The sequence below is a fragment of the Enterobacter cloacae complex sp. GF14B genome, assembly GCF_004136805.1.
Taxonomy (GTDB): Bacteria; Pseudomonadota; Gammaproteobacteria; order Enterobacterales; family Enterobacteriaceae; genus Enterobacter; species Enterobacter hormaechei_C.
On record NZ_QFRV01000013.1, the window covers coordinates 1 to 25,179 of the forward strand.

The 25,179-nt window shown below is 57.7% G+C and carries 23 protein-coding genes and 1 pseudogene; 12 read left to right on the forward strand and 12 right to left on the reverse strand.

All coding sequences use genetic code 11. From position 1 onward, the window contains the following. The 8 genes and pseudogenes from DD606_RS26680 to DD606_RS06815 form a co-directional block, all read right to left on the reverse strand. Nucleotides 1–96 (reverse strand): hypothetical protein (locus DD606_RS26680; protein ID WP_368853787.1); only part of this gene is annotated, 96 nt, incomplete at its 3' end. Then, nucleotides 65–910, reverse strand: a pseudogene (locus DD606_RS06785) (oligopeptide/dipeptide ABC transporter ATP-binding protein); the annotation flags it as partial. The gene DD606_RS26680 and the pseudogene DD606_RS06785, both read right to left, overlap by 32 nt. Then, a complete protein-coding gene (locus DD606_RS06790) occupies nucleotides 903–1,889 on the reverse strand; it encodes an ABC transporter ATP-binding protein (protein WP_129258384.1) in 987 nt (328 codons plus the stop codon). The gene DD606_RS06790 and the pseudogene DD606_RS06785, both read right to left, overlap by 8 nt. After that, nucleotides 1,886–2,782: a D,D-dipeptide ABC transporter permease gene (ddpC, locus tag DD606_RS06795; protein ID WP_003857076.1), complete on the reverse strand. Its 897-nt coding sequence runs from the start codon at nucleotides 2,780–2,782 to the stop codon at nucleotides 1,886–1,888. Before ddpC ends, DD606_RS06790 begins: the two co-directional genes overlap by 4 nt. Continuing rightward, complete coding sequence (locus DD606_RS06800; RefSeq protein WP_003857077.1) at nucleotides 2,779–3,801, reverse strand: ABC transporter permease; 1,023 nt, start codon at nucleotides 3,799–3,801, stop codon at nucleotides 2,779–2,781. The genes ddpC and DD606_RS06800 overlap by 4 nt, the downstream gene beginning before the upstream one ends. 23 nt (nucleotides 3,802–3,824) lie before the next feature. Further along, nucleotides 3,825–5,357 carry an ABC transporter substrate-binding protein gene (locus DD606_RS06805; protein ID WP_129258386.1) on the reverse strand — a complete coding sequence of 511 codons (1,533 nt, stop codon included), beginning with the start codon at nucleotides 5,355–5,357 and terminating at the stop codon, nucleotides 3,825–3,827. Between the two features lie 15 nt (nucleotides 5,358–5,372). Then, nucleotides 5,373–5,945, reverse strand: coding sequence for a D-alanyl-D-alanine dipeptidase (gene ddpX / locus DD606_RS06810; RefSeq protein ID WP_003857079.1), 573 nt, complete (start codon nucleotides 5,943–5,945; stop codon nucleotides 5,373–5,375). A 12-nt stretch (nucleotides 5,946–5,957) separates the two neighbouring features. Further along, the gene (locus tag DD606_RS06815; RefSeq protein WP_022651219.1) at nucleotides 5,958–6,812 is read right to left on the reverse strand and encodes a MurR/RpiR family transcriptional regulator; all 855 of its coding nucleotides are present in this window, start codon (nucleotides 6,810–6,812) and stop codon (nucleotides 5,958–5,960) included. Nucleotides 6,813–7,078: 266 nt separating this feature from the next. Here DD606_RS06815 and DD606_RS06820 point away from each other — a divergent pair, with 266 nt between their 5' ends. From DD606_RS06820 to dsbG, 11 genes are all read left to right on the forward strand, one after another. Continuing rightward, the gene (locus tag DD606_RS06820) at nucleotides 7,079–8,554 is read left to right on the forward strand and encodes a carboxylesterase (protein ID WP_032658471.1); all 1,476 of its coding nucleotides are present in this window, start codon (nucleotides 7,079–7,081) and stop codon (nucleotides 8,552–8,554) included. Nucleotides 8,555–8,641: 87 nt separating this feature from the next. After that, nucleotides 8,642–9,853: a diguanylate phosphodiesterase gene (locus DD606_RS06825; RefSeq protein ID WP_003857082.1), complete on the forward strand. Its 1,212-nt coding sequence runs from the start codon at nucleotides 8,642–8,644 to the stop codon at nucleotides 9,851–9,853. A gap of 88 nt (nucleotides 9,854–9,941) precedes the next feature. After that, nucleotides 9,942–10,838, forward strand: a complete 897-nt coding sequence (locus tag DD606_RS06830) for an aminoimidazole riboside kinase (RefSeq protein ID WP_023314175.1) — start codon at nucleotides 9,942–9,944, stop codon at nucleotides 10,836–10,838. A 171-nt stretch (nucleotides 10,839–11,009) separates the two neighbouring features. Next, complete coding sequence (locus DD606_RS06835) at nucleotides 11,010–12,527, forward strand: carbohydrate porin (RefSeq protein WP_129258388.1); 1,518 nt, start codon at nucleotides 11,010–11,012, stop codon at nucleotides 12,525–12,527. 66 nt (nucleotides 12,528–12,593) lie between these two features. Then, nucleotides 12,594–13,964, forward strand: coding sequence for a sucrose-specific PTS transporter subunit IIBC (locus DD606_RS06840; RefSeq protein WP_129258390.1), 1,371 nt, complete (start codon nucleotides 12,594–12,596; stop codon nucleotides 13,962–13,964). Beyond that, nucleotides 13,964–15,370 carry a sucrose-6-phosphate hydrolase gene (locus DD606_RS06845; RefSeq protein ID WP_129258392.1) on the forward strand — a complete coding sequence of 469 codons (1,407 nt, stop codon included), beginning with the start codon at nucleotides 13,964–13,966 and terminating at the stop codon, nucleotides 15,368–15,370. The genes DD606_RS06840 and DD606_RS06845 overlap by 1 nt, the downstream gene beginning before the upstream one ends. 28 nt (nucleotides 15,371–15,398) lie before the next feature. Further along, nucleotides 15,399–16,415: a LacI family DNA-binding transcriptional regulator gene (locus tag DD606_RS06850; RefSeq protein ID WP_003857087.1), complete on the forward strand. Its 1,017-nt coding sequence runs from the start codon at nucleotides 15,399–15,401 to the stop codon at nucleotides 16,413–16,415. A gap of 95 nt (nucleotides 16,416–16,510) precedes the next feature. Further along, nucleotides 16,511–18,061, forward strand: a complete 1,551-nt coding sequence (locus tag DD606_RS06855) for a methyl-accepting chemotaxis protein (RefSeq protein WP_129258394.1) — start codon at nucleotides 16,511–16,513, stop codon at nucleotides 18,059–18,061. A 189-nt stretch (nucleotides 18,062–18,250) separates the two neighbouring features. Then, nucleotides 18,251–18,664: a hypothetical protein gene (locus tag DD606_RS06860; RefSeq protein ID WP_129258396.1), complete on the forward strand. Its 414-nt coding sequence runs from the start codon at nucleotides 18,251–18,253 to the stop codon at nucleotides 18,662–18,664. A gap of 5 nt (nucleotides 18,665–18,669) precedes the next feature. After that, nucleotides 18,670–19,227: an RNA polymerase sigma factor gene (locus DD606_RS06865; RefSeq protein ID WP_022651213.1), complete on the forward strand. Its 558-nt coding sequence runs from the start codon at nucleotides 18,670–18,672 to the stop codon at nucleotides 19,225–19,227. A gap of 41 nt (nucleotides 19,228–19,268) precedes the next feature. Further along, nucleotides 19,269–20,045 (forward strand): thiol:disulfide interchange protein DsbG, encoded by a 777-nt coding sequence (dsbG, locus tag DD606_RS06870; RefSeq protein WP_050870584.1) that lies wholly within the window; start codon nucleotides 19,269–19,271, stop codon nucleotides 20,043–20,045. 39 nt (nucleotides 20,046–20,084) lie between these two features. On the opposite strand, the gene DD606_RS06875 is transcribed toward dsbG, so the two are convergent. From DD606_RS06875 to DD606_RS06885, 3 genes are all read right to left on the reverse strand, one after another. Then, the gene (locus DD606_RS06875; protein ID WP_032658450.1) at nucleotides 20,085–21,374 is read right to left on the reverse strand and encodes a glycoside hydrolase family 10 protein; all 1,290 of its coding nucleotides are present in this window, start codon (nucleotides 21,372–21,374) and stop codon (nucleotides 20,085–20,087) included. A 7-nt stretch (nucleotides 21,375–21,381) separates the two neighbouring features. Next, nucleotides 21,382–21,669, reverse strand: a complete 288-nt coding sequence (locus DD606_RS06880; protein WP_003857097.1) for a VF530 family DNA-binding protein — start codon at nucleotides 21,667–21,669, stop codon at nucleotides 21,382–21,384. 130 nt (nucleotides 21,670–21,799) lie between these two features. Next, nucleotides 21,800–23,281, reverse strand: a complete 1,482-nt coding sequence (locus DD606_RS06885) for a UbiD family decarboxylase (RefSeq protein WP_003857099.1) — start codon at nucleotides 23,279–23,281, stop codon at nucleotides 21,800–21,802. 113 nt (nucleotides 23,282–23,394) lie between these two features. On the opposite strand from DD606_RS06885, the gene DD606_RS06890 reads away from it, so the two are divergent. After that, nucleotides 23,395–24,279 (forward strand): LysR substrate-binding domain-containing protein, encoded by an 885-nt coding sequence (locus DD606_RS06890; protein WP_045342960.1) that lies wholly within the window; start codon nucleotides 23,395–23,397, stop codon nucleotides 24,277–24,279. Here the strand turns inward: DD606_RS06890 and DD606_RS06895 are convergent. Further along, nucleotides 24,270–25,178: a LysR family transcriptional regulator gene (locus DD606_RS06895; protein WP_129256214.1), complete on the reverse strand. Its 909-nt coding sequence runs from the start codon at nucleotides 25,176–25,178 to the stop codon at nucleotides 24,270–24,272. The genes DD606_RS06890 and DD606_RS06895 overlap by 10 nt on opposite strands. Nucleotide 25,179: the final 1 nt, after the last annotated feature.

Here is a 25,179-nt window from a genome sequence, read left to right on the forward strand (position 1 = left end):
AGCGTACGCTTCGGCCTTCGGCTGCGGGCTGAAGCGGCTGCGGCCGTTCACATCCCTGCATCGCCAGCGGGCAGCGGTCGCGGAAGTAGCAGCCAACGGGCAGGTGGCGATTACCGGGAAGATCGGTTTTGCGTAATGCCAGATCTTCGTCCAGCGGTTCTCCGGTACGGGGAACGGAGTCAAGCAGCAGCTGCGTATACGGATGCCGCGGCTGACTCAGCACCTGGTCCGCCGGACCCAGCTCCACGATCTGCCCCAGATACATCACTGCCACACGATCGCTCATGTGCCGGACCACCGAGACGTTGTGCGAGATCAGCACGTAGGTCAGATTTCGCTGCTGTTGCAGGGCAACCAGCAAATTGAGGATCTGCGCCTGGACAGAAATATCCAGCGCGCTGGTGGGTTCATCCAGCACGATGATGTCAGGATCTGAAGAGAGCGCCCGGGCGATAGCGATGCGCTGGCGCTGTCCGCCCGAAAACGCATGCGGCAGGCGGTCAAGATATTCTGCTCGAATGCCCACCTGCTGCGCCAGCGTCTCAGCCAGCTGACGACGCTCCCGTTCGCTGCGGCGTTGCTGTATCCACACCGGCTCGGTGATGATGCGCCAGACGGGTAAACGCGGATCGAGGGACGAGAGCGGGTCCTGAAATACCATCTGCATACCGCCTGCCGCATTTGCGCGCTGACAGGCACCTGTACTCGGTTTGAGCATGCCCATCAGCAGTTGCGCCAGCGTGCTCTTTCCACAGCCGGATTCCCCCACAACGCCCAGCGTTTCGCCGCGATGGATCCGGAGATCCATGCCGTTGAGGGCGTGTACCTGCTCCGTCACGCGCCCCAGCCAGTTTTTGCGCGCAGGAAAATTCACATGCACGCTATCCAGTTCCAGCAGTACCTCAGACATGGCGTCTCTCCTGTTGTGGGTACCAGCAGGCAGCCTGTTGGCCTTCTGCGCCCGTGGAAATTAAGCGCGGCGTTTCGCTGCATTTCGCCCCGGCAGCAAAACAGCGTTCTCGAAAGGCACATCCGCGCGGGAGGTGGCTGAGGTTAGGTACCGTGCCGGGAATGGCCGGGAGGATCTCGCGCGGTTCACCATTTTCCGGGGCACACCGCAGCAGGCCAATCGAATAGGGGTGTACAGGATGGTGGATCAAAGTCTGCGTGCTGCCGCTTTCGATCACGCTGCCCGCGTACATAACGTACATCCGGTCACAAAGCTGCGACACCACCGCCATATCGTGACTGATAAACAGCACCGACGTCCCGCTGGCGCGCGCTTTGTGTTTCAGTAGCCGCAGCACCTGACGCTGAACGGTCACGTCCAGCGCGGTGGTCGGCTCATCGGCAATGATCAGCTCCGGCTCGCAGGAGAAGGCAAGGGCGATCATCACCCGCTGGCGCATGCCGCCGGAAAGCTCAAACGGATAGCGATCCATCACCTGTGCCGCATCCGGGATTTGCATCTCGCCCAGCAGGGCGATCGCCTTCTGCTGCGCGTCGCGGGGGGAAAGCGACTGATGCTGGCGGATCACCTCCACCATTTGCCTGCCAATCCGGCGCGTAGGGTTAAGCGCTGTCATCGGCTCCTGAAAAATCATCGCCACCCTGGCGCCGCGCCACTGACGAAGCTGTTTTTCCGACGCGTTCAGGACATCTTCCCCGAGCAGGGTGACCCGGCCATGGTGAACATGGTAACTGCCTTCCGGCAGCAGGCGCATCGCCAGCATCGCGGTGACCGATTTTCCCGAGCCGGATTCGCCCACCATGCCGACAATTTCACCCCGGCCAATCTCCAGCGAGACGTGGTTGAGCGCGTGGACGTCACCGCGAAAAATGGGGAAGCTCAGATGCAAATCTTCAATCGATAATACGGAATCACTCATGACTGCTTCCCTCCTGATTTGGGATCCAGCAGGTCGCGAAGACCATCGCCAAACAGATTAAACCCAACCGCCGTGATCAGAATTGCCGCCCCCGGAAACGCGCAGTACCACCACTGGTCAAGCACGTAGTTACGCCCCACGGCCACCATCGCGCCCCATTCGGCGGTCGGCTGCTGCGCGCCTAATCCAATAAAGCCCAGCGTGGCGGCCATCAGAATGGCGCTGCCGATATCCAGCGACGCCTGTACGATCAGCGGCGGAAGGGCGTTACGCAGGATATGCCAGCTGATCAGGTGCCAGCGCGATGCGCCAAAGGTGCGGGCGGCCTGCACGTAGGTGAACTGGCGCACCAACAGCGTTTGCCCGCGTGCCAGCCGCACGTAAAACGGAATGCGTACAATCGCAATCGCCAGCATCGCGTTAAACAGGCTTGGGCCGAGCGCGGCGGCCAGCGCCATCGTCAACACCAGCGAGGGGATGGAGAGCATAATGTCCATGATACGCATAATGATGGCGTCGCCGCGTCCGCCGAGTACGCCGGACAAACAGCCGAGCAGAGAACCGATGCCGCCCGCAATCACCACCACCGCCAGCCCCGCCGTGATGGACTGCTGGCTGCCCACCAGCACGCGGCTGAACAGATCACGGCCCACCTCATCGGTGCCAAACCAGTGCTGGGCTGAAGGCGCCTGCAATCGCGCGGTCAGATCCAGCGCGTTCGGATCGTGCGGGACTATCCACGGCGAGACCATCATCATCAGCAGCATCACGATCATAATCACCCCGCCGATCAGCGTGAGCGGGCTTTTGCGTAACATCCAGAATAGCTTTGCCCAGTTAATGCGCTGTTTAGCGGTGCTGACAGGGACGGGCGTTTCCTGAGTTAACATCATTCGGCACCTCCGCGCCCGATTCGCGGGTCGATCCACAGATACAGCAGATCCACCACCAGATTGACGAAGACATAGGCCAGCGATACCACGACCGCGAAGCCCATGACGGCAGGGAAGTCCAGCGCCTGAATGGAGGTCACCACCCAAGCTCCCATTCCCGGCCAGGCAAACACGGTTTCGGTAAGGACTGCCCCGTACAGCAGATCGCCCAGCGCCAGCCCGAGCACGGTAATGGAGGGGATCATGGCGTTGGGTAAGGCGTAGCGCAGCACGATGTACCACCCCGGCAACCCGCTCGCGCGGGCGGTACGAATATAATCCTCGCTCAGTTGCTCCAGCATCGCGGAACGTACCTGACGCGCCACAATACCCAGATGCACAAAGGCCAGGGTCAGGGAGGGGAGAATCAGGTGCTGTAGGGCGTTGAAAAACACCTCGCCGTTGCCTTCCAGCAGAGCGTCCAGCAGATAAAAACCGGTAACGTGGGCGGGCGGATCGAGCCAGTCGTCCAGCCTGCCGCCGCCGGGCAGAATTTGCAGTTGCCCGTAGAACAGAACGATAACTCCCAGTCCCAGCCAGAAGGCAGGCGTCGAGATGCCGGTCATCGCCATCAGTCGCACCAGGTGATCCAGCCAGCGGTTACGGTACACCGCCGATAAAATGCCCAGCGGCACGCCAATCACCAGGGCCAGCAGCAAAGAGCAGAAGGCCAGTTCCAGCGTGGCGGGGAAAAAGGCTTTCAAATCTTCCGCAACGGGGCGACCGGTGCGAATGGATGTGCCCAGATCGCCATGCGCCAGCGCCTCTACATAGCGGCCAAACTGAATATAGAGCGGTTGATCCAGCCCCAGCTGCTGGCGGATGCCCTGCACGATTTCATCGCTGGCGCGGTCACCGGCCAGCAGGCGGGCCGGATCGCCGGGGATCAGGTGTGAAATAATAAAAGTAATAATACAGACACCGGCCACCACCAGGATTAACCCCCAGCAGCGCTGGCGCACAATGCTCCAGAACGTCATACACTTCCCCCCGGCGTGGGCCGTTACTTACTCATGGTGGCGATGTTAAAGACCTGCTCAAGCATCGGATTAAAGGTGAAGCCTTTGACCTCTTTGTTCATCGCCAGCTGATAGTTCTTCTGGAACAGATAAACGTAAGCCGCCTCGTCAATCACCACTTTCTGCGCCTGCTGGTAATCTTTGGTGCGCTCCGCCTGATCGGTGGTTTTCAGTGCCGCCTGCAACAGCGCATCGACCTCTTTGTTCTCATAGAATGAGCGGTTACCCGGCAGCCCTTTTTTGTCCGATTCGAACCAGTAATTCATGAACATGTACGGGTCAGCGAAGTCCGGGCTCCAGTTACCAATCGCAATGTCATAATCACCTTTGCCGACGCGGTCGCGCATGGTGGCGTTCGCCAGTTTCTCGAGCTTGACGTTAATCCCCAGCTTGCCCAGGCTCGCCTGCGTGGAGAGGGCGATAGGCTCCCAGTTCGGGTCGTTATCGGAGTAGAGGAACGTCAGGCTGGCCGGTTTATCGTTGACTTTCTCCAGCGCCGCTTTGGCCTTAGCCTCGTCAAAGCTGTACTGCATGGCGTTCGCATCAAAGCCCCACATGCCCTCCGGGATCGGGCCGCGCATCTGCTTGCCGTTCCCGCTGAGAATGCCTTTCACCATCCCCTGATAATCGGTCGCCCAGGAGACCGCGCGGCGCAAATCCACCTGATTCATCGGAGGCTTACTGTTGTTCAGATAGAGGTAGGTCACCCGCAGGGACGGGTATTCCGCCACGGCCACTTTGCCTTCCTGCTTCAGAGCGGCAAGCTGATCCACCGGCAGGGCGTCGGCGATATCCAGATCGCCACGGGAAAGTTGCAGGCGACGCGAGGCGCTTTCACCGATAATCTTGACCGAGACACGCTTGAAGTGCGGCTTTTCACCCGGCCAGTGTGGGTTGGGCACCATCACCAGCTGCTGACCTTTCCGCCGGCTTTTCAGCATAAACGGTCCGGAACCCGCGGTGTTTTGCGCCAGGAAACCGCGTGCGTCGTCGGCGGCATTGGCTTTCAGCACCGCCGGGTTGACGATCGACGCGCCGTCATTGGCCAGCGTGTAGAGGAACGGGGCGAACGGCTGGCTGAGGGTGAATTTCACCGTATGCTCATCCACCGCGTCCACTTTCAAATCTTTCGGGAACGCTTCGGAAGGTCCCTGGTTAATTTTCAGCAGACGTTCAAACGACAGCTTGACCGCTTCGGCGGTCACCGGCGTGCCGTCGGAGAATTTTGCATTATCTGCCAGGGTGAACGTCCACTCTTTCTGGTCGTCAGACGCCTTCCAGCCCGTCGACAGATCGCCTTCCACCTCCGTGGTGCCAGGCTTGTATTTCACCAGACGCTGGTACGAGGGGTAGGTCACCGTCCAGTCGTTGTTATCGATAGTGACCGCCGGATCCAGCGTTTGCGGATCGGCAGCTTTCCCAATCACCAGCATATCTTTTGGCACCGCCGCCAGCGCGAGAGGGGCGCTCAGGGCGAGCGTAGCGGCAATCAGGGTTGTAAGCAGCGTTGTTTTCATGGCGGGGCTCCAGAATTACAGTGAGTGTGTGGTCGGATAACAGGCGAACTGGTCATCTAACAGCGGGTAGCTGGCGGCATTCGGCAGTTCGAAATGCCACCATTCGCTGCTGATGCCCACAAAACCGCCGCCGTACATAACGGCGTTCAGGAGCAGACGATTTCGCTGCGCCTCAGGCGGAACGGAAGGGTGCCAGGCATGAGAACGGTCGTGCATTTCGTCAAACCCGGCGCCCATATCCAGCACGTTGTCGTGTTCATCCATCAGCGTGACGTCAATGGCGGTGCCCCGGCTGTGGTTAGAGCCAATTGCGACATCCACCACGTATTCCGGATTGGGGCAGGCATCCCAGAGTTGCGACTGCGCCTGCTGGGGGCGGTAGGCGTCGTAAACCACCAGCTTCAGACCGGCCAGCGCGGCGATGCCGATCGCTTTCGCCAGCGCGGTGGCGGCATCCGTATGCAACAGGCACGCGGCGTGCTGGTAGATCGGGCGGCCAGTGATGTTATCGGCGGTCGCGTATTTCAGATCGATATGCAGCGTGGGAAAGGTTTTCGCCACATCAATCAGTTGACTCTCTTCAGGCATAGCTCCGCTCCTTTAGCGTTCAAATTGACCAAACTCTTGTTGTAGTTGTCGGTTGATTGCCAGACGTTCCGGCAGCGCATCCCCCAGCGCCTCCACAACGCCCGACAGCAGCAGGTTGAACAGACAGCTCACCGGCGCCAGCGAATCCCAGAAATGGCCGGTATCGGTCTTCACCTGGAGTAAATCAATCGGGTAATCCCGCGCCCACGGGCACCAGATATCGGTGATCAGCGCCATCGCCAGGCCTTTTTCGCTCGCCACGCGGCAGTACTGGCGGGCAATGGCGGAGTAGGCGCGGGTATCCGTCAGCACGATATACGGGTTCGCAAAGCCGGAGTTAAGCGACTCCACCCAGCTACCGGAGAGCCCTTCTGAATAGCTCACCCGCGGGCGCAGATACTCCAGATGGCTGAAGAACGCATTGGCGATCCCGCGCGTGGACTGGATCCCCAGCACGAAAACGGCGTCGGCATGGGTAAGTTGCTGGACCACCTGCCTGAACGTTTCGCTTTGCGCCAGCTGGTAGACATGGGCAATGGCGTCCACCTCCAGCGACAGGGAGTTCTGAAGGCGATCCGACAGCGGCTGTTGCTGCTTCCAGGAGTCGAGACGCTCGTTAATGCCCCAGGGCTGGTGGGGATCGCGCAGGCTTTTTTTGGCGTCGTCCAGGTTGCGGTAGCCCAGCTTGCGCAGAAAGCGTCCGACGGTGATCCCGCTGGTGGCCGTGGCCAGCGCCACGCTCTCTGCCGTTTCAAAGGGGATCTGCCCGACGTGCGCCAGCATCCAGCTTGCCACCCGCTTTTCGCTTGGGGTGAGCTGGCTAAAGGTCGCTTCGATACGGCTCAACACCTCAGGTTTGGTCGTCATACCGCCTCGCTGTTAACTGGCTGTCAAAGGCCGGGTTTCTGTTACCGGATTAACAATGCAGGACGCGTGCCATGTTCACATTGCGGCGAAAACGCGCTGTGCAGCAAAGTTAATGCAATATTTGTTTAACGGGTGATCAACATTTGTGCAGCGTAGTTCACTTTTGGTGCAGTGTGCAGGCTGAAGGGTATCTATTTGGTGAATACGTCAGCCTCTTCACATTTTTTGGTAAGATGAAAGCTCTGGGAAAAAAGAGGGAGCCTTACATGGCGAATTTGCCCTGGCGGGTCAGCGTGCGCCTGATGGCTCTCGCAAAAAAAATAGCGATGGTCATCGGGATCATTGTGCTCGTTCTGCTTTCGGTGCGGGTTTATCTTTCGCAGCAGGGGCCAGCCCTGCATCACTGGCACACCTGGCGGGCTGATGAAATGTCCGTGCAGGAGATGGATAACGCGACCTTCGTAGCGTATGTCGCGCGGGAAAACGCCATCTTCACCGCTCTCGACGCTGAGGTGACGGCGAAAGTCACCCCCGCAGAGCGCACGCCGCTGAACCGTTATTACCGCCAGAGCCTGGTGTGGCCAGGACACTTTTCCCCGGATGCAAACCGGTCGTTCGTGCTGATGCCTGCCGGAAAGCCGCGCGGGGGGGTGGTATTGCTGCACGGTCTGACGGATTCGCCCTACAGCGTCAGGCATCTGGCAGAGAATTATCAAAAGCACGGCTTTGTGGCCGTAGTGCCTCGTTTGCCCGGACACGGCACGGCACCGGGCGCGCTGACAGACGTTGACTGGGAGGCGTGGCTGGCGGCAACGCGCCTCGCGGTTCGTGAAGCGACACGCCTGACGGGGAACGATCTCCCCCTGCATCTGGTGGGCTACTCCAACGGCGGGGCGCTGGCGATGAAATATGCCCTCGACGCCCTTGATGCGCCTGCACTGCGTCAACCTGAGCAGATCGTTTTACTCTCACCGATGATTGGCGTCACGGCGTTTGCGCGCTTTGCCGGATTCGCCGGGCTACCGGCTATGTTACCGGCGTTTGCCAAAGCCGCGTGGCTCAACATTTCGCCAGAATATAATCCTTATAAATACAATTCGTTCCCGGTGAATGCGGCACGTCAGTCCTGGCTGCTTACCCAGGCGCTGCATGAGCAGATAAATCGCGGTGTTCATGATCACAAACTGGCGCAGCTTCCGCCGATACTTGCTTTCCAGTCGGTCATGGATTCAACGGTCAGTACCCGCGCCGTGGTCAGCGGGCTGTTTGACCAGCTTCCGGCAAACGGCAGCGAACTGGTGGTTTTTGATATCAACCAGGCCGGGAGTTTCCGTCCACTGTTCAGGCCATCATCCTGGACGGCGGTGGCTGACCTCCTGCCGGAGGCAAAAAGACGTTACAGTGTCACAATTGTGACCAATGCCAGCCCCGACAGGTTTGATATGGTGGCAAAGACAACGCCAGCGGGCAGCACCCGGGAAACGGTGATGCCGCTGTCGGTCGCGTATCCGCAGGAGGTTTATTCCCTGTCACATGTTGCTATTCCGTTCCCGCCTGATGACGATCTGTATGGCCGCCATCCTGCGGTGAAAAACCGCTACGGTATCAGCCTCGGGACGATAGCCCTGTGGGGAGAAACATCGGTTCTGAGCGTCGGCAAAGATGCGCTGATGCGCGTGACGTCGAATCCGTTCTACGACTATATGCAGACGCGGATCGACAGCCGTATCGGTGATAATTAAGCCCAACGTGGAATAGATTAGGTCACACCGGGGAACTGTGTTAAACAGTACCGTTCAGGCGTATACCCCATACCGGACCCCGTTTCTGTGCTGACAACTCTCATTTATCGAAGCCAGCTGAGCTTAACCTGCACCTCTGCAGCGTTAAGCGCGCTGGTTGAACAGGCCAGGATCCGTAACACGGAGCAGGGCATCTCAGGCATTCTTCTCTCCCGTGGACGTGACGTTCTGCAAATTCTCGAAGGCACGGAACAGCGCGTCGTCGCGCTTTTTAACTCCATCCGTGCTGATGACCGGCATACCGGCGTAGTGGAGCTGATGCGCGATTACGGCCCGCGCAGACGTTTCGAAGACGTGGGAATGCTGCTGTTTGACCTGGACGTTCAGACCCCGAAAGCGGTTCTGGCGTCGGTTCTGCATTACAGCAAGCTGGAAAGTTATCTGACTTCTGAGGATCGGGTCTTCAAATTCATTCAGACCTTTATCACCGGTAAAACCGCTATCCCACCCGCTTCGGACTATGAGCCCGATAAATGGACGCTTTCGCGAGAGCGCGCGCCGTTTGGTAAAGGGTTAGGTCTGCTGGCGGGACAGCCCTGCCAGTTTGCGCTGCAACCCATTGTCGAGCCGTCCGAAGGCAAGATCAGTTCTCTCGAAGCGCTTATACGCGGAAACGACGGCGGCAGCCCGGAGCATTTCTTCCGTAGTCTCGATCGTGAACTGATTTACGAAGTCGACCTGCAAACAAAAGCCTGGACCTTTGCGCTGGCGCAAAAGCTCGGCATCGGCAGCCACAAACTGGCGGTGAACCTGCTGCCAATGTCGCTGGTTAACGTGCCGGGCGCGGTAGAGTTCCTGGTAACGCAGATCAAAAAGCACAATCTACAGCCGGAGCAGGTGATCATTGAAGTCACTGAGAACGAGATGATTTCAGGCTTCAACCAGTTTAACAGCGCGATTAAACAGCTGCGGGCGGAAGGGGTTGGGCTGGCGATAGATGATTTTGGTTCCGGCTATGCTGGTCTTTCGCTGCTCACGCGGTTCCAGCCGGATAAACTCAAAATCGACAGAGAGATCGTCAGCGATATCCACCTGAGCGGGCCCAAGCAGGCGATTGTGAAGTCGATAATCAGCTGCTGCACCGATCTGGAGATTACGCTGGTCGCAGAAGGCATTGAGAAGATAGAAGAGTGGTGCTGGCTTGAATACGCCGGTATTCGGCGCTTCCAGGGCTTTTTGTTCGCCCGCCCGCAGCTCAATGGCGTGGGTGATATCCACTGGCCCCATCGGGTGGGTTAAGCAAATTTTCCCTCGCCATATTTCCCCGACACCCTGCCTGTGCTTAAATAGCTAAACCGGTTTAACATGATTTAGCTAAGAAGGTGATATGGAGACGATCTGGGTACTTGGCGATGCAGTGGTGGATCTGTTGCCCGACGGAGAGGGCAAACTGCTGCAATGTCCTGGCGGCGCACCGGCCAACGTCGCGGTAGGGGTAGCGCGTCTGGGCGGCAGAAGCGCCTTTATAGGCCGGGTGGGCGACGACCCCTTCGGGCATTTTATGCAAAAAACGCTTGCGGATGAGCAGGTTAATACAGAATGGCTGCGGCTGGATCCGCAGCATCGCACCTCCACGGTGGTGGTGGATCTCGATAACGACGGTGAACGTTCCTTTACCTTTATGGTTCGCCCGAGCGCTGATTTATTCCTCGACTCTGCCGATCTCCCGCCATTCCGCGCCGGGGAGTGGCTGCACGTCTGCTCTATCGCGCTCAGCGCCGAACCCAGCCGTTCCGCGACGTTTCTGGCGATGGCCGCGATCAGACAGGCGGGGGGATTCGTCAGCTTTGATCCCAATATTCGCGCCGATCTCTGGCACGATGAAGTCGAGCTGCGTCAGTGTCTTGAGCGGGCATTAGCCTGTGCAGATGTGGTGAAAATCTCGGTGGAAGAGCTGGCGTTCTTAACCGGAAATGCGCAGGTCCATGAGGGGCTGGCGGCGCTGATGCGCACCTGTCCGGCCAGGCTGGTGCTGGTAACGCAGGGAAAAGAGGGCGTCACCGCCTGGCAGGAAGGCGCGTTGACACACTATGCTGCATCACCCGTGGAATGCATTGATACCACTGGCGCGGGGGATGCTTTCGTCGCAGGGCTACTGTTCGGTCTGGCACGTTATGGCCAGGCCCGTCTCTCAGAGGTCATCACGCTGGCGCAGCGCTGTGGGGCGCTGGCGACAACCGCAAAAGGGGCAATGACCGCGCTGCCTTATCATCACGAACTGTAATTCACCTCTCAAGGCCACCATTCGGCGGCCTGAATTGTCGCCTCGATCACACTTACTAAAACGGTTTAGCAAAAAACATTGCCGATCTAAAATTCAACGGTTTAGTATCACCAGCCTAAACCGGTTTAGCAATTTAGCACTTTCACCGATAGTTATTAGGGATGCGACAAAATGTATAAAAAACGCAGACTTGCCGTGATGATAGGCATGCTGGCCGGCAGTACCTCTGTTTTTGCCCAGACGGATATGACCCGTATCGAAGCGCGCCTGGCGGCGCTGGAGCAGCGTTTGCAGGAGGCGGAAACTCGCGCGCAGGTTGCTGAAAAGCGCGCCACGGCAGCGGAACAGAAAACACAGCTGCTGGTGGCTGCGCAGCAGGAAGCGCAAACCTCCACACAGGCGGTGGCGCAACGCACCACGGTGCTGGAAGAAAAAGCCGACCGGACAGGCGGTTTTGAATTTCACGGTTACGCCCGTTCCGGCCTGCTGATGAACGACGCGGCCTCCAGCAGCAAAAGCGGCCCTTATCTGACGCCCGCCGGGGAAACGGGCGGGGCCATCGGGCGTCTGGGGAACGAAGCGGATACCTACGTTGAGCTGAATGTTGAGCACAAACAGACGCTGGAGAATGGCGCGACGACGCGCTTTAAGGCGATGCTGGCCGACGGTCAGAAAACCTATAACGACTGGTCGGCAGACAGCAGCGACCTGAACATTCGTCAGGCCTTTGCCGAGCTGGGCAATTTGCCGGACTTTACCGGCGCGCTGAAGGGCAGCACCTTCTGGGCGGGTAAGCGTTTTGACCGCGACAACTTCGACATTCACTGGCTGGATTCCGACGTGGTATTTCTCGCCGGGACCGGTGGCGGCGTCTACGACGTGAAGTGGAACGATACGCTGCGCAGTAACTTCTCCCTTTATGGCCGTAACTTCGGCAGCGAAGAGGAGATCGACAACAACGTTCAGAACTACATCCTCAGCATGAATCACTTCGCCGGGCCGGTGCAGATGATGGTCAGCGGCTTACGAGCAAAAGATAACGACGACCGTAAGGACAGCAACGGCGATCCGATTAAAACCGACGCGGCCAATAACGGAGTACATGCGCTGGTTGGTCTGCATAACGAGAGCTTCTACGGCCTGCGGGAAGGTTCCGCCAAAACGGCGCTCCTTTACGGCCACGGTCTGGGCGCCGAGGTGAAAAGCATTGGTTCAGACGGCGCGCTGCTGTCAGAAGCCGATACCTGGCGTTTTTCTAGTTACGGTGTCACGCCTCTGGGCGGTGGCTGGCACATTGCGCCCGCCGTGCTGGCTCAAAGCAGTAAGGACCGCTACGTGAAGGGCGACAGCTATGAGTGGGTCACGCTCAACACGCGTCTGATCAAAGAGGTGACCCAGAATTTCGCCCTCGCGTTCGAGGGCAGCTATCAGTACATGGATTTAAGCCCGGAAGGCTACAAGGATCGCAATGCGGTTAACGGTAGCTTCTACAAGCTGACCTTCGCCCCGACGTTAAAGGCGGGCAAGATTGGCGATTTCTTCAGCCGTCCGGAGCTGCGTCTGTTCGCCACCTGGATGGACTGGAGCAGCAAGCTGGATAACTACGCCAGCGATGACGCCTTTGGCAGCAGCGGCTTTAACGCGGGCGGGGAATGGAACTTTGGGGTGCAGATGGAAACCTGGTTTTAACCCTTCACGCTCCCGCATCGCGGGGGCGTTTCAAACACCATAAAAAGAGGTCAGGAAGAGGTATCTATGGATTTTAATCATATTGCGCGCGAGCTGATTCCGCTGCTCGGTGGCAAAGAGAACATTGCCAGCGCGGCACATTGCGCCACGCGCCTTCGTCTGGTGCTGGTCGATTATGCGCTTGCCGACCAGCAGGCTATCGGCAAGGTTGAAGGCGTGAAAGGCTGTTTTCGCAACGCCGGGCAGATGCAGGTGATCTTCGGCACCGGGGTGGTGAATAAGGTTTACGCCGCGTTTATTCAGGCGGCAGGAATTAGCGAGTCCAGTAAATCGGAAGCGGCGGATATTGCGGCCCGCAAGCTGAACCCGTTCCAGCGTATCGCGCGTCTGCTCTCCAACATCTTCGTGCCGATTATCCCGGCGATCGTGGCCTCGGGTCTGCTGATGGGCCTGCTGGGGATGGTTAAAACCTACGGCTGGGTTAATCCGGATAACGCGCTCTATATCATGCTGGATATGTGCAGCTCGGCGGCGTTTATTATTCTGCCGATCCTGATTGGCTTCACCGCCGCGCGGGAGTTTGGCGGCAACCCGTATCTGGGGGCAACGCTCGGCGGCATCCTGACTCATCCGGCGCTGACCAACGCCTGGGGCGTAGCGTCCGGCTTCCACACCATGAACTTCTTCGGTCTTGAAATCGCCATGATTGGCTATCAGGGAACCGTCTTCCCGGTGCTGCTGGCGGTGTGGTTTATGAGCATTGTGGAAAAACAGCTGCGCCGGGCAATACCGGATGCGTTAGATCTGATCCTGACGCCGTTCCTGACCGTCATTATCTCCGGCTTTATCGCGCTGTTGATTATTGGCCCGGCGGGACGCGCGTTGGGCGACGGGATCTCCTTCATTCTTAGCACCCTGATTGCCCACGCGGGCTGGCTGGCCGGGCTGTTGTTTGGTGGGCTCTATTCGGTGATTGTCATTACCGGCATTCACCACAGCTTCCACGCTATTGAGGCCGGACTGCTGGGTAATCCGTCGATTGGCGTTAACTTCCTGCTGCCGATCTGGGCGATGGCGAACGTGGCGCAGGGCGGGGCGTGTCTGGCGGTGTGGTTCAAAACCCGCGATGCTAAAATCAAAGCCATTACCTTACCGTCGGCGTTTTCCGCGATGCTGGGCATCACCGAAGCGGCAATTTTTGGCATCAACCTGCGTTTTGTGAAGCCGTTTATCGCGGCGCTGATCGGTGGTGCGGCGGGCGGTGCCTGGGTGGTGTCGGTGCATGTCTACATGACCGCCGTTGGCCTGACCGCGATTCCCGGTATGGCTATCGTTCAGGCCAGCTCGCTGCTCAACTATATTATCGGCATGGTGATTGCATTTGGCGTGGCGTTCACCGTCTCTCTGCTGCTGAAATATAAGACGGACTCTGAATAATGACTTTAACTTCCCGCTGGCCTGCCGTATTGCAGGCCGTGATGCAAGGCCAGCCGCGTGCGCTGGCGGACAGCCACTATCCGCAGTGGCATCCCGCGCCGGTGACGGGGCTGATGAACGATCCGAACGGCTTTATCTGGTTTGCCGGACGCTATCATCTGTTTTATCAGTGGAACCCGCTGGGCTGCAATCATCGCTACAAGTGCTGGGGACACTGGAGCTCAGCAGATCTGGTGCACTGGCAGCACGAGCCAATGGCGCTGATGCCTGACGAAGAGTATGACCGCAACGGCTGTTACTCCGGCAGCGCCGTGGATAACAACGGTGTGCTGACCCTGTGCTATACCGGCAACGTTAAGTTTGACGATGGCGGCCGCACCGCCTGGCAGTGTCTGGCGGTGCAAAATGACGACGGCACGTTTGCCAAACTGGGACCGGTGTTGCCTCTGCCGGACGGGTATACCGGGCACGTCCGCGATCCGAAAGTGTGGCGCCATGACGGGCAGTGGTACATGGTGCTCGGGGCGCAGGATCGGTATAAGCGCGGCAAGGTGCTGCTGTTTACGTCAGCCGATTTACACACCTGGGCGCCCTGCGGCGAAATCGCCGGTCACGGCGTCAACGGACTCACGGACGCGGGCTATATGTGGGAGTGCCCGGATCTGTTTGCGCTTGATGGCACACACGTCTTGATCTGCTGCCCGCAGGGGCTGGCGCGCGAACCGCATCGCTATCTCAACACCTATCCGGCCGTCTGGATGAGCGGGGCCTTTGATTATCAAACGCCTGCATTTACGCACGGCGAGCTGCATGAGCTTGACGCCGGATTCGAATTTTACGCGCCGCAAACCACGGTGGCAGAAGATGGCCGCCGCCTCCTCATCGGCTGGATGGGCGTGCCGGACGGCGAAGAGATGCTCCAGCCTACGCGGGCGCACGGCTGGATCCACCAGATGACCTGTCCTCGCGAGCTGCGCTACCGCGACGGTAAGCTCTGGCAGACCCCGGTCCGTGAGCTGGAAACGCTGCGCGAGGATGAACACCACTGGCAGGGACGCGCCAGCGATGCCCCGGTGCTGGCGGGAGCGCGTCTTGAGTTCGAACTGAGCGCCTCGTGCGTGAACGTGTATTTTGCCGGCGCGTTGCGACTGATTGTGGATGATGCGGGGATCCGTCTGGAACGCGCCAGTCTGAAAACCGCAGACACGCTGACCCGCTACTGGCAGGGCACTGTTCATCATTTACGCGTGCTGTGTGACCGTTCCAGCGTCGAAATTTTCATCAATCACGGTGAAGGCGTCATGAGCAGCCGCTATTTTCCTGACCATCCGGCCCAGGTACGCTTCGAAGGTGCGTCCGACATCACATTACGCTACTGGTCGCTGCGCAGCTGCATGATAGAATAGAGGTTTTGGCAGCCGGATCTAAGTCGTTGTGAGAAAAACAAAACGCGTCACCATTAAAGATATCGCGGAGCTCGCGGGGGTATCAAAAGCCACCGCCAGCCTGGTGCTGAACGGCCGCAGCAAAGAGCTTCGGGTGGCGGAGGAGACACGCGAGCGCGTGCTGGCGATTGCCAAAGAACATCATTATCAGCCCAGTATTCACGCCCGTTCGCTGCGGGACAACCGCAGCCACACCATTGGTCTGGTGGTGCCAGAAATCACCAACTACGGGTTTGCCGTTTTTTCTCATGAGCTGGAGACCCTCTGCCGCGAGGCGGGTGTTCAGCTGCTGATCTCCTGTAGCGATGAAAATCCGGGCCAGGAGACGGTGGTGGTCAATAACATGGTGGCCCGCCAGGTGGACGGGCTGATTGTCGCCTCCAGCATGCTCAACGACGCGGACTATCAAAAGCTGAGCGAACAGTTGCCCGTTGTGCTTTTTGACCGTCATATGAACGACAGTACTCTGCCGCTGGTCCTCACCGATTCAATTACCCCAACCGCCACACTGGTGGCCGACATCGCGCGCCAGCATCCGGATGAGTTCTACTTCCTCGGCGGCCAGCCGCGGCTTTCCCCGACGCGTGACCGTCTGGAAGGGTTTAAGCAGGGGCTGCGTGACGCTGGCGTCGAGTTACGTCCGGAGTGGATCATTCATGGTAATTACCATCCGAGCTCCGGCTACGAAATGTTTGCCGAGCTTTGCGCACGCCTGGGCCGCCCGCCAAAAGCCCTTTTTACCGCCGCCTGCGGTCTGCTGGAAGGGGTGTTGCGCTATATGGGGCAACATAATCTGCTGCAAAGCGATATGCGTCTGGCCAGCTTTGACGATCACTATCTCTATGATTCTCTGACCATTCCTGTCGATACCGTTCGTCAGGATAACCGCCAGCTCGCCTGGCACTGCTTTGATCTGATTGGCAAACTGATTGAAGGGGAAACGCCGGAGCCGATCCAGCGTAAGCTGGATGCCACCCTGCAACGGCGATACAAGGCCGTGGAGTGACAGGGTAACGTATGAGCGGTACATCTATAACTTTAATTAATTAAAGATTGGATTCAGCCGATAACCAAAGGGAAATTATATCCCTGAGGTGTGTTATGTCGTTGAAAAAATCATCCCTGATTATCCTGTTTTCCCTGCTTTTCTTCTTTGTGGCCAGCACTATCACCAGCGTTGGGCTCATCATTAAAAGTAATACTTCGCTGGATAATGTGAACAAAGAAATTCAGGTGGTTCTGTCCATTATTGATCCCATTAACCACAGCCGAACCCTGCGCGTCAGGGTTATGGAGTATGTGAAAATGGTGGAAGCGGGGGACGCTACCGACCCGTCTGCGAAACTGGCCTCGGTTAAAGAGGCGCTGACCAAAGCCGATAGTGCATTTTCGGCGTTTATGGCCTCGCCGCGTTTGCCGGACGAAGCCCCGCTGGTCACTGCCTACCAGGAGGCGTGGCAAAACTACCGTAACCAGGGACTGGCGCCTCTCATCGCCGCTGCCGCCGCTCACGATGTGTCGCGGTTCAACGCTCTTATTCCCGTGGTGTCTCAACTCGATCGCCAATATGAAATTGTGCTCGATCAGGTTCTCTCCGTTCACCAGAAGTACGCCAAAACGCTGAACGAGGATGCGAGTCATAATTTCGTGTCGGGTCTGGTTATTATCGCCTGCATTGCGGTGCTGTTCGTGGTGGTGATCTTCGCCGTCAGCCTGCTGATGAAACGCGTGGTCTTTGCGCCGGTGAACCTGGCGCGCGAGCACTGTCGCCAGATTGCGGCCGGGAAGCTGGACGTACCGGTACCGATCAAGCGTGATTCCGGGAATGAAATCAATCACCTGATGTCCTCGATGGAGCAGATGCGCCAGGCGCTGCTCTCCACCATTTCTCAGGTGCGCGACGCAAGCCACACCGTGACGCATGCGGCGCAGGAAATTGCCTCCGGCAATATCGACCTGGCCTCCCGTACAGAGCAACAGGCTTCGGCCCTGACCCAGACGGCCGCCAGCATGGAAGAGCTGAGCGCGACGGTGGCGAATAACACCGACAACGTTTTCCAGGCCGGTAAGCTGGTGCAGGATGCCGTGAAAAATGCCCATACCGGTGAAGCGGTAACCCGTGAAGTCATCGAAACGATGAATACTATCGCGTCCAATTCGAAGCGTATTGAAGACATCACCAGCGTCATCAACAGCATTGCTTTCCAGACTAATATTCTGGCGCTAAACGCGGCCGTTGAAGCGGCGCGTGCTGGCGCGCAGGGGCGAGGATTTGCAGTGGTAGCAAGTGAAGTGCGCACCCTGGCACAAAAAAGCGCGGTGGCGGCGAAAGATATCGAAAGCCTTATCGCCCAGTCTGTTTCCAGCGTGAAAAACGGTGCACAACTGGTGAATCGTTCGGGAGAGGTGATTGATTCTATTATCAGCTCTGTGAATAAAGTGCATATGCTGATGGAACAGATTTCGGTTGCCTCAGAAGAGCAGAGCCGCGGGATTGGTCAGGTTGGGCAGGCCGTAACGGAGATGGACGGTGTGACCCAGCAGAACGCGGCGCTGGTGCAGCAATCCGCCGCCGCCGCGGCCTCGCTGGAGGAGCAGGCGCAGCAGCTGTCCCAGAGTATCTCGAGCTTTAGTTTGCCTGCTACGGCGTGATGTTCAGAGAGGCTCCTGAGGGAGCCTTTTTAATGTCTGCATGTAGCCGCTGCACAATCTCCTTCAGCCATTACTGTTATCCGTACAAAGCCGCTATCACATAAATTTTATCTTTCCCCGGCAATATTTCTGTTCCTCATCCGTCTACCTCATCAGAGACCATAATCATTCAATATAAACGAGGTACACATGAGAAATTTTGATATGCACGGAAAAGGTCACGGGCGTGGTTTGGGCCGCCATCGTATGGGTAAGGGCATCGTGATTGGCACAGCCCTGTTCGTGGTGCTTGGCCTGCTGGTCATGTCCCTGTGGAACGCGTTGCTCCCGGCCATCCTGGGGGTTAAAGCCATTGGCTTCTGGCAGGCGCTGGGGATCCTGCTGCTGAGCCGCATTCTTTTCGGTGGGCTGGGTTTCCGTCCGGGCATGTTCGGTGCGCACCGCCGTATGCACGAACAATGGATGAATATGAGCCCCGAACAACGTGAGGCCTTCATTCAGCAGCGTCGGGCGGGATTTGGGCGCCACGGTCATTGCCGGTGGCACGATGGCCGGGATGAAAAGCGAGATGATAACGGTGCAAAAGCGCCGGAAGCCGAGTGAGCGATATGAAAGCCGGTGAGGCGGGGGAATCATTACTGATCTCGGCACTCAATGCCTGCCGCACGCGGCTAAAAGCCTTCATTCGCGGAAGGACTGCGGTTCGTGATGATGTCGATGATATTCTTCAGGAAGTGACCTGGCAGTTGATGAAAGTGGAACAACCTGTCGAGAACGTCGCCGCCTGGCTGTTTCGCGCCGCACGAAATGAGATGATCGACCGGGCGCGAAAAAAGCACGAGGTTTCACTGCCGGGGTACCTGACAGCAGATGACGAGGACTTTCCGGAGCAGGAGATTGCAGAAACGTTATTCGGCGTACCGCAAACGCCGGAAGAGGAGTATCTCAACATGCTGCTATGGGAAGAGTTGGGGCAAGCCCTGTCGGAACTGCCGCCACCTCAGCGCGAGGTGTTTGAAAAAACGGAATTTGAGGGCTACAGCATGAAGGTGCTGGCAGAGGAAACAGGCGACAGTGTGCAGGCGTTATTATCCCGCAAACACAAAGCCGTGCGATTTTTGCGTAGTCGCCTCAAGGATATTTATGAAGCGTTGACAGGGCAATAAACTTCGACCACTCTGAAAAACAATATTTTAGAGGGGTCGTTATGCTTCAACGGTTAGCAAAGAAAAAGGTGCTGTTACTCTCTGCTCTGATGGTTTCGGGGCTGGTCAGCGCAGAGGAGTCGCTTCCGGATGTGGTGAAGCACTTCAGTGAACAGCAGGACATCAAGATCATTAAGAAAATTGACGCCCCCGGCGGCGCGCCAGCGTGGCTGGGGCAATATCAGGACATGGGCGTGACGCTCTTTCTGACCCCTGACGGAAAGCACGTCGTGTCTGGCTATCTGTATGATGAGAAGGGAACCAACCTCAGCGAGGCCTTTTTCCAGAAAGAGATCTACGCCCCGATGGGCCGCGAGATGTGGAAAAAGCTCAATGCGGCGCATCCCCTGAAGGAGGGCGCGGAGAGTGCCCCGCGCAAAGTCTTCGTCTTTGCCGACCCGTACTGCCCGTACTGCAAGCAGTTCTGGGCTGAAGCGCAGCCGTGGGTGAAGGCTGGCAAGGTCCAGCTCAACACGCTGCTGGTTGCGTTTCTTAACCCGAACAGCGGGCGTAACGCCTCCGCGATCCTGAATGCGAAAGATCCGGTGTCGGCCTGGAAAGCGTACGAGCTGTCCGGCGGTAAAAAGCTGCCGAAACCTGAAGCTGCGGCTTCCCGGGAAACCGTTGAGATCCTGCAAAATCACCAGACGCTCATGGACAGTCTTGGCGCGAATGCCACACCGGCTATTTATTACCTGAATGAGCAAAACGAACTGCAACAGGTCGTGGGTATGCCAGATGCAAAACAGCTTGAGGCAATGTTCGGACCGAAGCCGTAAAAAGAAAGGCAGAAACAGGACGTTTCTGCCTTTTTTCAGTCAACTACCCCAGCGTCCCCGGAGGTAATTTACTGCTTCCTGCGTCTGCGGCTGGTTAAGATAGTCTTCACGGAACAGGATGGTGCCCTTAACGTCTGGCAGTGAATCATTGAGGTCGAGCTGTTTTTTCAGCTCCGGTACGCCGCCGTTCACCGTCCAGTCCGGTTCGTTTCTGGAAGGCGCGCCCACTTTGTAGAACGCGATCCCGATATACAGACGGGTATGGGTTGGTTTCACCACGTCAGCCCACCATTTTGTCAGCACATCGTAACGTGCCGCGTCGCGGGCGAAGGGCCAGTAGATCTGCGGCGCAATGTAATCCAGTAATCCCTGCTGTACCCATTTGCGCGTGTCAGCGTAGGATTCATCATAGGCTGCGGCGCCGCGCGTGTCCGAGCCTGCCGGGTCGAAGGAGCGATTGCGCCAGACCCCCGCCGGGCTGACGCCAAATTCGACCTCAGGTTTAGCCTGCTTGATCGCCCTGGAGACCTGCACAATCAACTGCTGCGTATTGTGTCGACGCCAGTCCGCTTTTGACGCAAATCCTTCGCCATAGCGCCTGAAGGTCCAGGCATCATTCAGGGGGGAGCCCGGCGTCTCGGTGTAAAAATAGTCATCGAACTGAACGCCGTCGACAGGGTAATGATTTACCACTTCCATCACCACCTGGGTTATCCAGTCCCGCACCTCGGGAATGCCCGGGTCGAGAACAAAACGATCCCCCGAGGTGCGGATCCACTCCGGATGCAGGACGTACACGCTCGAAGGATGAAGCGACGAGGTGCGGTTAAGCGCGGCGATGGTCGACGGCTTCGTGTTGGTGGAAACGCGGTATGGGTTAAACCAGGCATGAACCTTCATCCCACGCTTGTGCGCTTCATCCAGCATAAACTGAAGCGGATCGTAACCGGGATCTTCCCCGATAGTCCCCGTCAGGGTATCTGACCAGGGCAGTATTTTAGAAGCCCACAGCGCCGTACTGTCCGGTTTTACCTGAAAGAAGACGGTGTTGATCCCAAGATTTTTCAGCTTATCGAGCTTGTCCGTCAGCGCCCGCTGTTGCTGGGCGATGCGCTGGTCCGCGCTACGGCCATTCACCGATGACACGGGAGGCCAGTCGAGACGGGAGACGGTCGCCAGCCAGATCCCGCGCATGGGTTCGTTAGTCTGCTGTACAGGTTTCGCCTGCGGCAGCGGGGTTACGAGTGATTTAGGTGGTTTGGAAGTGCAACTTACCAGTAAAAGCGCGCAGCCAAGCAGCGCGCCAGTCCGTTTTACGTGTCGCATCATTTGCGTGTTAGCTCCTGGGTGTCCGGCTATCCGTCCAGGGATTAAACGCCGGTTCGTCCTGTTCCCCGTTACCGTCATCGTGAAGGGAGTCGAGGTAGAGGGCTTCAACTTCCGCCCGCGCCCATGGGGTGCGGCGCAGGAACTTCAGACTCGATTTAACACTCGGGTCCTTGCGAAAACAGTTGATTTTGATTCGGTTGCCCAGTTCATTCCAGCCATATCGCGCAACCAGCGCGTTAACCTGCATTTCGAGGGTTACGCCATGCAAAGGATCGTTGGAAACATGTGCTGTCATAGGCGTCCGGTAGTCTCATTTTTTATGGGGATGTGATAAACGCTCAAAGGTTACAAGAAAGCAGGGGACGCGGCAATTTCAGCGTGAGGTTCTTCACCCGTGAAGGGTGAAGAAGATTTTCCGGTTAACGCTATTTTTTAAACAGTTCAGGTGCCCACGGCGTTGGGTCTACCTCCATAAAGGGCGCACGCTCAAAGCGGGACTTCAGCGCCCAGGGCACCGTACAGTCGAAAATCGTTTTGCAGGTGATCCCGTTGCCACGAATGGAGGGGCTGTAGTCCGGCGCCTGAGACGGATCGAGCTGGTGTCCGCGGATCCCCGGCAGATGGGTGATGCTGACATCGCCCTGCATACGGGTCGTCATCGCCCACAAGATGTCGTCGCTGTCGAAAATATCCACATCTTCGTCGACGAGAATAATGTTTTTAAGCTCGGAATAGGTGGCTAACGCAATGAGAGCCGCCTGACCCTGACGCCCTTCGTCAGAGGGCTGGCGTTTTTTCACCTGCAATACGCCAAGGAACTTGCCGCCGCCAGCGGTATGCGCATAGACGTTTTGCAGAAAACCGGGGATGGCTTCTTCCACCGCATTACGGATGCTGGCCTCCGTTGGCAAACCGGCCAGCGTGGTGTGCTCTTCGCCCGGTCCTACCAGGGTTTGCAGGATCGCCTGATGACGCATCGTGACGGCCTTCACTTTGATTACCGGTAAGGAGGGGTTAGCCTCCCCGCAGTAGCCGGGAAATTCCGGCATCGCGTGCCCGGTGTGGGTATGCTGATCTTCTTCTACGCGCACGCCCGGCAGCAGTTCGCCTTCGATGATAATTTCCGCACGCGCAATCGCTTTTTCATTTACGGCCACACCCTGCACCAGCTCGACGGGGGTCTGACGTAACGCGCCGGCGACACCCAGCTCGTTGTAGCCGAAGGGCGTGGTAGGGGCTTCGAAACAGGCGCCAATATAGATAGCGGGATCGAGACCCATATTGATCGTGACCGGCAACGGTTTGCCCGCCTCCTCGGCTTTCTTACGGAACACTTCAATATGGCGGCCCGCGGCAAGAAACATGGAGAGCTCATCGCGCTCCTGCACGCAGAGACGGTGAATAGTGACATCGGTCAGTGAGGCATCTTCCGGATCGCTTGCCAGCACCAGCCCCAGACAGAAGAACGGACCGGCATCTATCGGCGTGTTGGTCGGTGCCGGAAGCAATTTACGCAGATCGAAGTCCGGATTGTCGGCATAAAACACCTGTTCCTGACACGGCGCCTGTGCCGCCGGAACCACAACGGGAGCAATCGGGTTTTTCACGGCCTGGCCGACATGTTTTGCCAGTTCAGAGGGATCGCAGCCCAACAGGAGCGCCGCCCGCTCGCGGCTGGCGTGCATTCCGACCAGAATACGGGAGTCGGGGTATCCCTTAATAGCGTTAAACATCATCGCCGGGCCAATGCGCGTCGGACGTTTTACCGTGCCGCCAGCACCAATATGCCGGTACACACCCGCCAGCTCCGCGTCAGGATCGACCGGATGGCTGGTTTCAAGGTATTGACCTTCATGGCGTTTTAGCAGTTCGATAGCACTTCTGAGATCGTTGATGTGGTTTTCCATATTTTTCCCCCCTCGGATGAATGCATCCATTCTTAACCGGACGAAGAGGGCTATCAATTGCATCATTTATGCTATTTTAATATGAATTTTATTATCAATAATAAAGGCATGGTATGCAGTTTCGACTGATGCGCAATTTTATCGTGGTGGCGGAAGAGCTTCACATGCATCGAGCGGCGGAGCGCCTTAACATGGCGCAGCCCGCGCTGAGTCAGCAGATAAAAACGCTTGAAGATCGTCTGGGGGTAATGCTCTTTAGCCGGGCGAATCGTCGCCTGACGCTGACGCCAGCCGGTGAGGCGTTTCTCAGTAAAGCCAGAGTCGCGATTTTAATGACCGATCAGGCGATTCTGGATGCCAGACAGACGGCCAGAGGAGAACAGGGCGTGCTGAATCTCGGATGTGTTTCAAGTGCGATATTCGACAGTAAGCTGCCCGCCGCGCTGCGGCTTTTACATGAGAAATGGCCCGCCATCAGCCTTTCCATGATGACGGGAAATGTGCAAACCCTTTATACCGGCGTGCAAAGCAACCAGCTGGATGTGGCCATTATTCGTGCCCCGTTACCGCTGCTGCCTGACGATCTGCAAAGCCGTCCTTTCACAACGGAAAAAGCCGTGCTGGCCTTACCTCGTCAACACAGCCTGGCGGGCTCCGCCGCGCTGACGCTTGCGTCGGTGAAAGAGGAGAAGTGGATCGCCCTGCGCGACCCGGAGGGGATGGGGCTGGAGCAATATTTCTACGATGCCTGCCACAGCGCGGGCATACAGCCTGACGTTGTGCAAAATGCCACCGATGTCCCCACGGTGATAAGCCTCGTCTCGGCAGGGTTTGGCATCGCCATGCTGCCGGCTTCAGCGAAGGCGATATGCGTACAAAACGTCGTCTTTGTGAATATTCTTGACCGACTCCGGGAGAGCGAGCTGACGCTGGTTTGCCACCGGATTATTCGCTCTGAGGTGCTGAAAAAATTGATGAGTATCCTCGATCATACCTGACGTCCGGCGGCCTGAAGAAGCTGTTCTCGCAGCCAGCGGTTAGCCGGATCCTGGCTGTTTTTCGGGTGCCAGTACATACCGATGACGATCGGCGGGAGATCCAGCGGCGGCGGAAAAATATCAAGCGTTTGCGTAAACCGTAGCAACATGCGTCTGGGTAAGGTGCAGAGCAAATCGGTACCGGCAACAATCGCAGGCGCCATCGCATAGCTTTGCGTCGACATCACTACGTTACGCTGGTGGCCAAGCCCCGCCAGATGCTGATCGACAAAGCCCGCGAACGGGTCGCCCTCGGATGAAACCACCAGGTGGGAAAGGCTACAATAGCTATCCAGATCCATCGGACTCGTACCGCGCGGATGGCCTTTTCGCTGGGCTGTGGCATATTCATCGTCAAACAGCTTGCGTCTGACCCATGCATCGTGCGCCACCGCGTTAACGCCGACATAAATATCCACATCGCCATTTTCCATCTGCGCTGGCAGCAGTTGGGTTTCCGGGAGCGCAAAACGCAGGCGGATACCTGGCGCCGCACTGCTAATCTGATTCTGCAACTCTGCCCCCAGCATCAGCGCCGGGTTCTCGTGCAGGGCAATCACAAAGGTGCGGTTGCTGTTCTGCGCGTTAAACGTGGTGGGTTCAAGCATCGCCGATATACCCTGCAAAACCGTCGCGACCTGCGGCCTTAACCCCTCGGCGCGCGGCGTCGGTAACACCCCACGTCCGTGTGGGGAAGGGACAAACAGCGGCTCACCAAACAACACGCGCAGGCGCGCAAGGCGGCCAGACATCGCCGGCTGGCTGATGCCCAGCCGCGCGGCGGCATGGGTGATATTCTGGTCCCTGAGTAACGCATCCAGCGTCAGGATCAGGTCCATATCCATATCGGAGGGGGACATC